General features: G+C 44.8%; 14 protein-coding genes. 1 reads left to right on the plus strand and 13 read right to left on the minus strand.

Translation table 11 applies throughout. The features are described from left to right. Window positions 1–19: 19 nt before the first annotated feature. From FAY33_RS04360 to FAY33_RS04400, 9 genes are read right to left on the minus strand one after another with little or no spacing between them, the layout of a single operon-like run. Window positions 20–859, minus strand: a complete 840-nt coding sequence (locus FAY33_RS04360; RefSeq protein ID WP_143319517.1) for a 3-hydroxyacyl-CoA dehydrogenase NAD-binding domain-containing protein — start codon at window positions 857–859, stop codon at window positions 20–22. A 25-nt stretch (window positions 860–884) separates the two neighbouring features. Continuing rightward, window positions 885–1,661 (minus strand): enoyl-CoA hydratase-related protein, encoded by a 777-nt coding sequence (locus tag FAY33_RS04365; RefSeq protein ID WP_143319518.1) that lies wholly within the window; start codon window positions 1,659–1,661, stop codon window positions 885–887. Between the two features lie 38 nt (window positions 1,662–1,699). Further along, window positions 1,700–2,881 carry an acetyl-CoA C-acetyltransferase gene (locus FAY33_RS04370; RefSeq protein ID WP_143319607.1) on the minus strand — a complete coding sequence of 394 codons (1,182 nt, stop codon included), beginning with the start codon at window positions 2,879–2,881 and terminating at the stop codon, window positions 1,700–1,702. A 14-nt stretch (window positions 2,882–2,895) separates the two neighbouring features. Beyond that, window positions 2,896–4,308, minus strand: coding sequence for an AMP-binding protein (locus FAY33_RS04375; protein ID WP_143319519.1), 1,413 nt, complete (start codon window positions 4,306–4,308; stop codon window positions 2,896–2,898). A gap of 1 nt (window position 4,309) precedes the next feature. After that, complete coding sequence (locus FAY33_RS04380; RefSeq protein WP_243126577.1) at window positions 4,310–5,500, minus strand: acyl-CoA reductase; 1,191 nt, start codon at window positions 5,498–5,500, stop codon at window positions 4,310–4,312. Beyond that, on the minus strand, window positions 5,490–6,566 hold the full coding sequence (locus FAY33_RS04385) for an acyl-protein synthetase (protein ID WP_207705993.1): 1,077 nt from the start codon (window positions 6,564–6,566) through the stop codon (window positions 5,490–5,492). Before FAY33_RS04385 ends, FAY33_RS04380 begins: the two co-directional genes overlap by 11 nt. A gap of 16 nt (window positions 6,567–6,582) precedes the next feature. After that, complete coding sequence (locus FAY33_RS04390) at window positions 6,583–6,819, minus strand: acyl carrier protein (protein WP_143319521.1); 237 nt, start codon at window positions 6,817–6,819, stop codon at window positions 6,583–6,585. Between the two features lie 5 nt (window positions 6,820–6,824). Then, window positions 6,825–7,307, minus strand: coding sequence for a MaoC/PaaZ C-terminal domain-containing protein (locus tag FAY33_RS04395; protein WP_243126579.1), 483 nt, complete (start codon window positions 7,305–7,307; stop codon window positions 6,825–6,827). 3 nt (window positions 7,308–7,310) lie between these two features. After that, complete coding sequence (locus FAY33_RS04400) at window positions 7,311–8,243, minus strand: LysR family transcriptional regulator (protein WP_207705994.1); 933 nt, start codon at window positions 8,241–8,243, stop codon at window positions 7,311–7,313. A 42-nt stretch (window positions 8,244–8,285) separates the two neighbouring features. Here FAY33_RS04400 and FAY33_RS04405 point away from each other — a divergent pair, with 42 nt between their 5' ends. Continuing rightward, window positions 8,286–8,573 (plus strand): NifU family protein, encoded by a 288-nt coding sequence (locus FAY33_RS04405; RefSeq protein WP_143319524.1) that lies wholly within the window; start codon window positions 8,286–8,288, stop codon window positions 8,571–8,573. 57 nt (window positions 8,574–8,630) lie between these two features. On the opposite strand, the gene FAY33_RS04410 is transcribed toward FAY33_RS04405, so the two are convergent. From FAY33_RS04410 to FAY33_RS04425, 4 genes are read right to left on the minus strand one after another with little or no spacing between them, the layout of a single operon-like run. Then, complete coding sequence (locus tag FAY33_RS04410) at window positions 8,631–8,963, minus strand: hypothetical protein (RefSeq protein WP_243126553.1); 333 nt, start codon at window positions 8,961–8,963, stop codon at window positions 8,631–8,633. 27 nt (window positions 8,964–8,990) lie between these two features. After that, on the minus strand, window positions 8,991–10,298 hold the full coding sequence (locus FAY33_RS04415; protein WP_143319525.1) for an acetyl-CoA hydrolase/transferase C-terminal domain-containing protein: 1,308 nt from the start codon (window positions 10,296–10,298) through the stop codon (window positions 8,991–8,993). A gap of 4 nt (window positions 10,299–10,302) precedes the next feature. Further along, window positions 10,303–11,619, minus strand: coding sequence for an acetyl-CoA hydrolase/transferase C-terminal domain-containing protein (locus FAY33_RS04420; protein WP_143319526.1), 1,317 nt, complete (start codon window positions 11,617–11,619; stop codon window positions 10,303–10,305). Between the two features lie 26 nt (window positions 11,620–11,645). Next, window positions 11,646–13,094, minus strand: a complete 1,449-nt coding sequence (locus tag FAY33_RS04425) for a 4-hydroxyphenylacetate 3-hydroxylase family protein (protein ID WP_143319527.1) — start codon at window positions 13,092–13,094, stop codon at window positions 11,646–11,648. Between the last annotated feature and the right edge of the window lie 36 nt (window positions 13,095–13,130).

Consider the following 13,130-nt stretch of genomic DNA (forward strand, 5'->3'; position numbering starts at 1 on the left):
CTCTCTTCTCTCCTATCCATCAGCCCTGGTACTGATAAAAACCACACCCTGTTTTTCTTCCTAATTTGCCTCCCCGCACCATTTTCTTTAACAGTGGATGAGGGCGGTATTTGGTATCTCCTGTTTCCTGATAGAGAACTTCCATAATGGCAAGAACCACATCAAGACCGATTAAATCTCCCAGTTCCAGGGGACCCATGGGATGATTGGCTCCCAGCTTCATGGCATTGTCAATTCCGGATGCTTCCGCAACTCCCTCCGCATAGACCCCGATTCCTTCATTGATCATAGGAACCAGAATCCGGTTTACCACAAATCCGGCTGCTTCCTTTACTTCTACCGGAACTTTGCCAATGTCTTCGGCAATTCTTTTGATTTCTTTTATGGTTTCTTCCGGAGTATTTAAGCCTGCAATCACTTCCACCAGCTTCATTACCGGAGCCGGATTAAAAAAGTGCATTCCGGCAACCGGTCTGTCAAGCTCCGATCCAAGCTCTGTAATAGAAAGAGAGGAAGTATTGGTTGCAAAGATACAGTCTTTTTTGCATAACTGCTGAAGATCTTTGAAGGTTTTTTTCTTCACTGCCATGTCTTCAATTGCCGCTTCAATAACCAGGTCACAGTCTTTGCAGATGGGAGCCAGACCTGTCTGGATCTTAGATACGATCTGATCTGCGCTGTCTTTTGTCATTTTCCCTTTTTCAACTCTGCGATTTAATCCTTTTGCAATCTTTTTCTTTCCGTTTGCTGCCAGTTCTTCACTGATATCGCATAAATAAACTTCATATCCATCTGCCTGGGCAAATGCCTGGGCGATTCCTGCACCCATGGTTCCTGCCCCTATAATTCCTACTTTCATTCCCACTACCTCCTTATTCCTTTCTCTAATTCATGGTAAACCGTTTTTCTTTCCGCTTCTCAAGAAACGCCTCCATGCCCTCTTTCTGATCATGGGTTTCAAAACAATCCCCAAAAAGCCGTTCTTCAATGGCAACTGCCTGATCAATATCTACCTGTAACCCGTCATGAATGGCTTTTTTACAGTTTCTGACGGCTATGGGGGCATTTCTGGCAATTCCTTCTGCCATTTTTTTTGCCTGTAACAGCAGATCCTCCTGGGAGTAAACCGCATTAACAAGACCGATCCGGTAAGCTTCCTGGGCTTTGATATTTCTTGCTGTAAAAATCATCTCTTTTGCCATTCCAGGTCCAACGATTCTTGCCAATCGCTGGGTTCCTCCAAAACCAGGCGTAATCCCAAGCCCTGTCTCCGGCTGCCCAAAGACCGCATTCTCCGAGCAGATCCGTATGTCACAGCTTAGGCACAATTCACATCCTCCACCCAGAGCAAATCCATTCACGGCTGCAATCACAGGAACAGGGAAAGTCTCCAGACGGTGGAAGATATCGTTTCCCATCTTGCCGAATTGCTCTCCTTCTTTCTTGGTAAAGCCACTCATTTCTGCAATGTCTGCTCCTGCAACAAAGGATTTGTTTCCCGCTCCCGTTAAAATCAGTGCACGGACGGTTCTGGTGTCAATCTCATCAAGTATCTGATTTAATTCTTTTAATACCTGGCTGTTTAAGGCATTTAAAGCACCTGGACGATTGATGGTAATAATCCCGGTCTGCCCTCCTGCCTCATATGTAACAAACTCCATATCAAACACCTCATTTCCCATTTATAAGGTTCTTTGTTTTATTCCCGTTCTACAATGGTTGCACAGCCCATGCCGCCTCCGATACAGAGAGTTGCAAGCCCTTTTTTCGCATCCTGTTTTTCCATTTCATGAAGCAGGGTAACAAGAATCCTGCACCCGGATGCTCCCACCGGATGACCAAGTGCAATGGCTCCTCCGTTTACGTTTACCTTTGCCATATCCAATTTCAAATCTTTTGCCACTGCCAGGGACTGGGCGGCAAATGCTTCATTTGCCTCAATCAGATCAAACTCATCAATGGTCATATTTGTTTTTTCTAACACTTTTCTTGTTGCTGCCACCGGACCGATTCCCATGATCTCCGGTGCCACTCCTGCCAATGTTCCTGCTTCCCAATATGCCATTGGCTTTACTCCAAGCTCTTTTGCCTTTTTCTCACTCATCACCACAATGGCGGCTGCTCCGTCATTGATCCCGGAGGAGTTGGCTGCCGTTACCACTCCGTCTTTTTGAAACGCAGGGCGGAGTTTGGAGATTCCTTCTGCGGTTGTACCAGGTCTGGGTCCTTCATCCCGGTCAAAAACAACCGTCTCTTTTTTCTTTTTAATCTCAATTGGCACAATCTCATCCTTAAATCTGCCGGATTCGATTGCCGCACATGCTTTCAACTGACTGGCTGCTGCAAAACGGTCAAGTTCTTCTCTTGTAAGTCCCCATTGTCTTGCAACATTTTCAGCAGTTATTCCCATGTGATAGTCATTGGATGCGTCCCAAAGAGCATCGTTTACCATGGAATCTACAATGGAGTTGTTATTCATCCGGTATCCGAAACGTGCCTGTTTTAACAGGTAGGGTGCCATGGACATGTTTTCTGCTCCTCCTGCCACTACCACGTCGGCTTCTCCACACTGAATCATCTGAGCCGCCAGATTAACACAGTTTAATCCAGAACCGCAGACCACATTGACCGTTACTGCCGGAGTTTCTACTGGAATGTTTGCTTTTAAGGATGCCTGACGTGCCACATTCTGCCCCAGACCTGCCTGGATCACACACCCCATGTATACAAAATCCACCTGTTCAGGCTTTACCCCTGCCCGTTTCAGGGCTTCTCCGATAACGGCTGCTCCCAGGTCCTGAGGCGGCACTGTACTTAAAGCACCTCCCATAGTTCCAATCGCCGTTCTGCATGCTCCTGCTAAAATAATTCTATCCCTCATCATAAGACCTCCTGTTATTTCAGTTCCTTATAAAGGGTTTTCCCTGACTCATTTTTGGGAATTTTCTCCACCTGCCTGATCTGCACTGCCCTGGGATGAATGCCTGTCATCTGCTCAAGCCAGGAAATAATTTCTTCACCTGAGGCCAGCATGGTTCTCTCCGCATACAGGACCAGATGATCATCCGTTCCCGTGCAGGCAAAATCAATTCCTTCAAAGTGTTCCTTTAATAACCGCTCTGTTTCATCAAGGTTCACCCGGTTACCATACATTTTTATAAATCGTTTCTTTCTTCCCGTGATAAAGTAATACCCATCTAAATCCCGTTTCGCCATATCACCGGTATGTAATATTCCTTTCCATTCATCTCCCCGTTTTAAATCTTCCATGCACTGGGAATATCCAAGGGCTACATTCTTTCCCTGATACACCAGTTCCCCTTCCTGATCTGGTTCTTTGATCGGTGTTCCTGTCTCATCCTCCAGCCAGAACCTGCCGCCTGGTATGGCTATTCCCATACTGCCGCAACGCTCAAGCGCTTTCTCCGGCGGAAGATACCCCATCCTTGCAGTCGCTTCTGTCTGTCCATACATGACTACGAACCGTTTTCTCTTCTCCTGCGCATATGAGGCAAACTCCATATGGAGATTCGAGGAAAGCTTTCCTCCTGCCTGAGTCATGATGTTTAGATCCGGAAGATCCATAGAGAAAAATCCGATTCGTTTTAATAGCTGATAGGTATAAGGAACTCCGGCAAAAGAAGTTGCTTTCTTTTCTTTCACAAAATCCCAGAATGAGCGTTCCATCACACTGCGGCCTGTCAGAAGCAGAGTTGCTCCCACCTTTACATGACTGTTAATAATGGATAATCCATAAGTATAATTCATGGGCAAGGTGGTAACCGGTCTTTCATTTTCTTCTATTGAAAGATAGCTGCATATGGAGCTGGCATTGGCATCAATATTTTCCCCGCTCTGTCTGACCAGTTTGGGGCTTCCTGTGCTTCCTGATGTGGTCAAAAGCAGAGACAATTCATGATATAAAGCAGGAGTAAGACTGTCTTTTCTCTTACACAGGCAGTAGCCGTAACCGCTCCATATTGTTTCACAGTCCTTTGCTTTTTCCATCTGGTCTTTTGGCAGGTATAAAAAGGATGGGTGATATTCCTGGTTAAGCCTGGATAAAAGTTCTGCATTGATATCTTTTGAAAGCATCAGGGGAACCACTCCAGTCTTTAAACAGCTTAGATAGCCAAGGAGAGAACCAACCGTGTTCTGGCATAAGATAACAATCAGCTTTTTTCCTCCAATAAGCCTTTTTAATTGCTCTGAAAAAAGAGTGAAGGCTCCATAGGTTACTGTCTCACCGCCCTCTTCTTCTGCTAACAGCCGGTTTTCATATTCCTGCTCCCTTTGAAATAGCTCCATGTTATTCCTCCCAGAATAGTTCCCTTGACAACATCTGCAAAAGATCCTGCCCATCCCATATAAAATCCAGATTCAGCGCTTCTCCTACCGGCACAATTCTGTGCACTCCAAGAAGTCCGTGATCCACAACATAATCCGTTAAATCCTTCCGGCTGATTCCATAATAAGTCACCGTCTGAAGCTTTCGGACTGCCAATGAATGAATTGCATTCCGCCAGTCTCCCGCATACTCAAAGAACAGTCCCCATTTTCCCCGCAGCTTCTGGGGATTATCAGGAATCTCTGACAGCAAAACCGTATAAATCAGATTTTTGTATTGCCAGATTTTTTCAATTCCCCTGACTTCCATTGCATATCTGGATAAAGTTTCATATTTTTTAACCGCTTTGTGTGCATCTATTTCATAAGCAGAAGCCTCTTCCGCCACAGCCAGCCACCAGCTTTTTCGAATCTGTTCCTGGTCTGCGGTTTCTCTGCTCTGATGCCAAAGGATAAACTGGGGACTGGAACAGGCGTTTTGATCCATTGCATAAGTGTCATTGACAAATCGCCTTGCAAGTTCTTTTCTTTCCTTTTGATCCATGGCTTTTATCTGTTCCAAATCCAGAATACAGATGGAATAACGGTCTGGAAACATGACCTGCACTCCTTCCGGCATTAGATCCATCTTCCGGATTGACTTAATTGCTCCATCCCCTCCCCACACCACAAGACCCTCGCACTGGCTCAGCCAGTTCTTCACAACAACATGTTCCCGGTCACAGGAAAATATACTGATCCGTTTTTTCATGAAAGCAAATTCCGGCTGATTCAGAAGCTCGTTTATTATTTCACATAGTCTTTGTTCCACTTCTCCGCTTTTGGAAGAAATCCGTACCACACAGCTATTGCCTGACAGCAGACCAAATACCATACTATAGGCGAACAGCCCGGGAACATTAGAAGATACCATATGAAAGACCACGCCTCTTCCCAGACGGACAGACCTTCCTTCATATCTTCGGGCAAACGCTTCTAAGTGAGTCTTCCGAATCCAGAATCCAAAGGCTTTTATCTCCGGGTATGACCCGTTGTATTTCCGGATTGCTGCTGAAAGTCCGGTTAAAAAATCCATGACAGGCTGTGCAAAAGGCTTTAGGGGTTCTGCTGCCGGCTGCGAGACTCCTGCCAGATAAGTGATCTCATCCTTCATAGGTATCACTGCACCCCCTTATTTCTGCCTGCCGGATTCTTCCTGTTATATGAAAATATTTCCCGGGGCGGCCGCAGGGACAATCATCTTCTCCTAACACAACGCCTTCGTCCTCTGTTAATAAAGAATGACCCGGATACGAACGGGCAAGGGGAGACAGAACCTGCACAATGCCCTTTTCCCCGTAAGAACAGGCACTAAAGTCTTCGGGCCGTCTGATTATAATATCTGAATAAATGCTTGCATGCAGGTGTCCGCAAGAACATTCCACATAGATACTGCCTGTCTGTTCTGCCATTCCATAGTAATTGTGAATATCTTTGATTCCTGATACTTCATAAAGCCTTTCATTGAATTCCTGCCGGGAAACAGACTCCGATTCAAGCTTTTTAAATCCGCCTCCGTGAAATAATATTCCATTGGAAAGATCCAGCTTAATTCCTGACGCTTTTAACGGGTAATAAAAATATTTCCACAAAATATAGGTAAAACCAAATACTAAGATCTTCTTTCCTTTATACCGTTCCAGAAAACTCCTGATTCCCTCTAAATCCAGATCCATATTCCGGTCAAACCCATAACAGATTCTGGAGGAAAAGATGGAAAATCCAAGGATTCCCGCTCCTCTGGCAGAGAACAACGCTCTGTCTCTTAGAACCTGCGGACTGTCCATAATAAGAAAAGGAAGTCTCTCTTCTCCAAAAAAGTCCGCTCCGATTTTAGCCAGTGCTCTCTGCTGGTAGTCTGCCGTATTCTGATCCAGATAAATCTTTGAAACGTTCTGGCCTTTTGTGCCGGAGGAAGTTATGGTCTTAAAAATCCGGCTGTCTGGTATGCTCTTTAAATCCATATCCTTAAAAAGCCCTACAGGAACCATGGGAATCTCTTCTTCCTCCATGTTTCCGCCATCTCCAACCATGAAGTGCTTTAAAAATCGTCCATACTTATAACAGTGCTGTCTGTGATAATCCGTCAGTTCCGTGAGCCATTGTCCGTAGAGACGTCTTTTTTCCTCTTTTGCCATGGAAAATGGCTTCCTGTTTAAAATGTCTTCATAGTCAAACACAAATGGCTCCCTTCGTTTAGATCACAACACCATATTTTTTCAGAACCTCTTTCCCTTTTTCATAGGAAGAAAAGTCCATAACATCGGAAGTACTGATGTGAATATCAAAAGTCTCTTCCATGTCCGACATCAAATCCATATGCCCCAGAGAATCCCAGGTTCTGATTCCCCGATACCGAAGTCCTTGCAGATCTTCCTCTTTTACTCTTAAATCCCGGATAAACAGCCGGTTATAACGCTCTAAATTGGTCATACGCTTCACTTCCTTTCCCCCTCGACCACAAACAGAGATTTCATCAGCTTCTGACTGCTGTTTCCTGTCAGTACCCGCTCTCCATACTGATTTCTGCCTGCCGCCTTAAAAAGTCCCAGATAGGAGTCTGTCTGCTCTTCAAAGGATACAAACCAGACCGTAATCTCTATAGTGTCACCAACATAAACCGGACGTATGAATCTGGTATCATGTTCCACATATATGGTGCCATCTCCCGGAAGACTGGTTCCCATGAGAGCGGAAACCATGGAATCAAGAAACATTCCGTGAACCAGTGGTCTGTCATACCCGGCACATAAAGCAATCTTATTCTCTTTATGAAGCCTGTTTTTATCTCCGGTCAGCCTGGCAAACCCATCTACTTCTTCTTTTGTGATGGTCCTTTTTGCTGCTGCAGTTTCACCAGGGACTAACAGCCGTCTGCTTCCCCTGTATCTCCTTCCCATGATCCTGTCTCCTTCTTCCATCACTTATGCCTCCAGCATGTTCTGGAATTCTTTGGCAGCGGTGCCAAGAGGTCTGTTGTTATCACTGACAATGCAGATCTGCCGTTTGGGAATCTGCTCATGAAGTTTAATCTCCAAAATATCCTTGTCTTTTAAAAACGGTATGGCAAATTCCTCCGGTACAAAACCAATTCCAAGGTTCTTACGGACAACGGGAATAATAAGGTCCATGGTTGCCACTTCAATGGCAGGCTGCATGGTAAGCCCGCAGGAGCGGTAAAATTCCTGAAGAAACCCAAAGGTCGTACTGGTACTGGACATTGTGATCAAAGGAAGCTTCACCACCTCAGAGAGAAACAGCTTCCTCCCCTCGTATTCCTGGTACCTTGGTCCGCCTACTAAAATGCTTTTAAAGGATTTCACCTCAACCACTTTTAATTTCTGTTCATGGTCAATGGGGCTTGTAATAATTGCAAGGTCAATTTTCCCGGCTTTTAACTCGCTTAAAGTCTGTTCCGTATTATAATTAAAAATATTTAATTTCACCTGCGGATACTGTTCCTGAAAGATCTTTAACTTTTCTACCAGATAAGTCCGCATCGCTACCTGGGTTACTCCTACATTGATGTGGTCATGCTGTTCCCCCATCAGTTCCCTTAACTTCTCCTCCCCCTGCATCAACTGCCTGCACGCAGGAGCCACATAGCTGTATAACAGTTCCCCTTCGGCAGTCAGTGTCACGCCTTTTCTGGAACGGATAAACAGCTTGCACCCCAGCATACTCTCAAGATTCTGCATGCAATAAGTCACGGATGGCTGGCTCGTTACCAAGGCATTCGCCGCACGGGTGAAATTTTTGTATTTCGCTACATAGTAAAAAACTTTATAATGCTCAAAATTAGCAGTCATACCATCACTTCTTTCATAAAATATTCGTATCGTAATATCAATTGACAAGCCCTCCCTATATTGATAGACTACTATGCAAAGGAGGTTTCTATGAATACTACAATAAAACAAATCGAATCTGTTCTTGATGCAAAGGTAAGGCCGTCTCTGGCAGCCCATGGAGGCGATGTCATTGTTCTTGGCCTGGAACAGGATGTTTTAAAGGTGCGGTTCACCGGTCAATGTTCCGGCTGCCCCGCCGCTCACAGTACCAATGAAGAACTCATTTCCCTTGAAATACGGGAAGCGTTCCCATGGATACGAGACATTATTTTAGTCGAAGAAACCAATCCCGAATTACTGGACATGGCTCATAAAATACTGAACCACCAGCTTTAAGTCTGAAACAGCAGAACAAACCTGTTGTCTGGCCCGGATTTACTCCGGGCCTTTTTCTTATGCTTCTTTGTCTTCCTGTTCCCTTTTTTTGTCTAAGTTCACATTTCTCCGGTACAGCCACATATCAAAGGAGATTTCAATGAAATTAAGGAAATAAAAGAACCAGGACAAATAAAACAGCCAGTCATTTCCAGCGGGTGAAGCATCAAATAAAAGAAACTTTCTTACAATTCCAAATATGTAACCCAGCCAGATGAAGAATTCAAACGAAAGACTTTTGCCTTTTGCTGTTCTGGACACATACGACTTATGAATAGAAAACGGCCAGGATATGCCAAAACATACAATCATGAGCGTTTCCAGCAAATTAGAGATCATAACAACGTTCATATAAACCCTCCCTTAATGGTACTACAATTATAGTGCCTGCCCAAAACGCTTCTCATATTCTTTCGATAACTCTTCCCGAAAGGCAGGTGCCGCAATGGAAATCAGTTCTTTTGCCCTCTCCCTTAAGCTCTTTCCTCTTAAATGGGCAATTCCATATTCTGTTACAATATAATCAACATCGTTCCTGCTTGTTGTAACTGCCGCACCTTCTGTTAAATACGGAACGATCTTTGAGATGGTTCCTCCTTTTGTAGTGGCGCCAAATGCGATGATGGAACGACCTCCCTTTGAGGCGGAAGCCCCTCTGACAAAATCCATCTGTCCTCCTACGGCAGAATACTGCTTTAATCCAATGGCTTCTGCACAGACCTGACCCATAAGGTCCACCTGCAAAGCGGAATTGATGGATACTACATTGTCATTCTGGCTTATCACAAAGGGGTCATTGACATAGCTGACAGGCATCATGCAGATAGCCGGATTGTTGTTTACAAAATCATAGAGATTCCTGGTTCCCATCATAAAGGTAACCACCATCTTTTCCCTGTCAATATTCTTCTTTTTCCCTGTAATTGCCCCTTTTTCGTATAAATCAATGATTCCGTCGGAAATCATCTCTGAATGGATACCAAGATCTTTTTTATCTCCCAGGAATTTTAGTACCGCGTCAGGGATTGCACCAATTCCAAGCTGAAGACAATCCCCATCCCTTACAAGCCCTGCAATATGCGCTCCGATTTTTTCCTCAACAGGTCCAATCACCGGACGGGCATGTTCATGGATTGGTTCCTCACTCTCTACAATGGCATCTATATTGTTCACATGAATGAAGTTATCTCCCATAACCCTTGGCATATTGGGATTGATGGCTGCAATCACCTTTGTACCACGCCTTTCTCCCACTTCTTTTGCAAAATCACAGGACAGCCCGTAACTGCAGAATCCATGTTCATCCGGCTTTGATAAGGTTACTAAAAATACATCTGCGGAATCAATCTCAGTTACATAATTGGGTATCCGGTTAAAGAAACAAGGAGTAAAATCTCCTTTTCCAGATGCAATATAGTTTCTGCTTCTGGCTCCTACAAACAGGGACGTATAGCTGAAATGCCGTTCCATTCCAGGTTCAAAAAACCTGCATGCCCCCATATCATGCTGCTGAACAATGTGAATATTCTTTAAATCCTGTTCCGTAACATGATCCACCATTGCACTCACCAGTCCATCTGGTTCTGCGGCAGCATGGGCGATTAATACCGTATCTCCGGAATGGATGATTTTTACTGCCTCTTTTGGGGATGTCAATTTTGAAGTATAGATTTTTTTCCAGTCCAACCGACTACACCTCCTGATATTTCTGGGCAAAACGCCGTTCAAATTCCTCTGCTAATTCCTCCCGAAACTTAGGCGCTGCAATCTGAATTAACTGACGTGCCCGTTCTCTTAATGTGTGACCCTTCATTTTTGCAATTCCATATTCTGTTACGATATAATCAACATCATTTCTTGATGTTGTTACAGGTGCTCCCTGGGTTAAACAGGGGACAATTCTTGACACGGCTCCTTTTTTCGCGGTGGCAGGAAAAGCCAGTATAGACCTTCCGCCCTTTGAAAATGCCGCACCTCTTATAAAGTCAACCTGACCACCAACTCCGGAAAACTGTTTTAATCCCATAGCTTCCGAACATGCTTCTCCCATAAGGTCTACCTGTACGGAAGAATTTATGGAAACCATATGATCGTTCTTTCCTACAATGACCGGATGATTGACGTAACTGACCGGTGCCATAAAGAGACCAGGATTGTCATCGGCAAAGTCATAAAGTCTTCTGGTCCCCATTAGAAATGATACCACCATTTTATCCCGATTGAAATTCTTTGCGGCACAATTAATGACACCCTGTTCATAAAGATCAACCACTCCATCGGAAATCATTTCTGAATGAATACCCAGATCCTTTTTATCTCCCAGGAATTTTAACACCGCATCAGGGATTGCACCGATTCCAAGCTGCAGACAGTCTCCGTCATGAACCAGAGAAGCAATCCGTTCTCCGATTTCCATCTCCACCTCACCGATATGGGGAGGATCAAGTTCCGGAACCGGGGAATCGTCCTCAACAATCACATCAAGGTCACTGACATGGATGAAACTGTCTCCCAGAGTTCTTGGCATATTGGGATTAACTACAGCAATTACTTTTGCCCCTTCTGCCTCTGCTGCCGGTTTTGTATAATCGCAGGACACACCGAAACTGCAGTAGCCATGCTCATCAGGCAGAGACAGGGTCACTAAAACCACATCCGGCTTCTTCACATTCTGAAAAAAATCCGGTGTCTGGTAGAAATAACACGGTGTGAAATCCCCCCGTCCGCTGTTTACACATGCTCTTGTTCCTGCTCCTAAAAACAGACTGTTTTCCTTAAAATGAGTTTCCATACCAGGTCTTGCATAAAGAGAATGCCCCATATCTACCAGATGCAGCAGCTCAATATCTTTTAAATCAGCCTTCGTAGCGTAATCCACCATGGTATCCACCAGTTTGATGGGTTCTCCCACTGCATGCCCTATGACCACCCGGTTACCAGATTTTATTAACTCTGCGGCTTGCTCCATGGTTTTCAGTTTTGATACATAAATCTCTTTCCAGTTCATATATTCTCAAACCTCCCAGATCTGCCTTAGTCCTTAATTTTAGCAATTGCCTTTGCAAGCTCTTTCTTACGGCCGATGTTGCCCTGACGGGAAATCATGATTCTCTGAGCCTGGGGAGAGCCTGCACCGTGGAGAGATTCGGTTCTGTAGCCAACTGCTGCAGTACCAAGGGTCAGGTTTTCAATCAGTCGAAGAATCCTTAACCGGTTCTCGGTAGAAACTCCTTCTGCCGCTTTTAGGTATTTCTCCACATAACCGCCGACAACCGGATCTTTTAAGTCCTTTTCAGAAGGTGCCGTTACCATAAGTCCACCTGCAATATCTTCTGCAAGCCGGGCAATCTCATAAGGAAATCTGGTGACATTCTGCTTACATACATTGGCAAGCAGCAGGTCGATGATATAATTACCTGACTCCGTTGGTGTCCCTTCTGCAGAACAGGCAATCCCACAGCAATAAAGCGTTTCATTTAAGTGGGTCATTTCAATGAGTTTATCTTTAATATGAGAAGCTTTTGGAACTCCGTTATAGTCAGCGGCAAGCGCACTTGCGCCGATTAAAACATCTCCCACTCCTACTTTGCAGCCGCCATAAGACTGCCTGTGATACCCGGCAAACCGTTCTACCAGCACACCGGCAAATTCATATTCTCCATCCATGAAGATCCGGTCATTGGGTACAAACACATCGTCAAATACCACCAGTGCTTCCACGCCGCCAAACTCGCTGTTTCCCACATCAATCTCACTGCCTTCCACCTTCCTGGTGTCACAGGACTGCCTTCCGATGATCATTGTGATTCCTTCTGCATCGGTTGGAACAGCAAAGGATACCGCATAATCCTTGTCATCGGGACCCATAGCAATGGTAGGCATGACAATCACTTCCTGGGAATTGATAATTCCAGTCTGATGTGCCTTTGCTCCTCTTACCACAATACCGTCTTCTCTTCTCTCCACCACTCTTAAATACATATCCAGATCCGGCTGTTCATGAGGAGCCAGCCCCCGGTCCCCCTTGGGGTCCGTCATGGCACCATCTACCGTTAAATCCTGATCCTGAACCATACGCAGATATTTTTTGAAATTTTCATGATAGTGGGTTCCATACTTTTTATCTGTCTCATAGGTTGTGGACCACTCCGCATTAAATGCATCCATACCTACACATCTCTGGAAACACGATGCTGTTTTCTGGCCGCACAGACGCTGCATCTTCACTTTCTTTATTAAGTCATCCGTATTTCTGTGAATATTGGAAAAACGGTTGATTTTCCTTCCATCTTCTAAGGTCACTGTCATCAGATCTTCGTATTCAGGCATCTGCGCCAGGTCATAAGTGGCCTTTACCGAATTAAGCGATGGTCTTAAAATCGGATTGTCAATGGGATTTTCAACCTTTTCACCAAACATGTAAACATTCAGTTTCATTTTACGCATGCTTTCCACATACGCTTCCCCTGTCATCAAAGCCATAATCATCTTCTCCTTTTTTCGCTTTCCAGACTCCAG

Origin of the sequence: Clostridium sp. HBUAS56010 (assembly GCF_007115105.1) — a bacterium.
Classification (GTDB): domain Bacteria; phylum Bacillota; class Clostridia; order Lachnospirales; family Lachnospiraceae; genus Lacrimispora.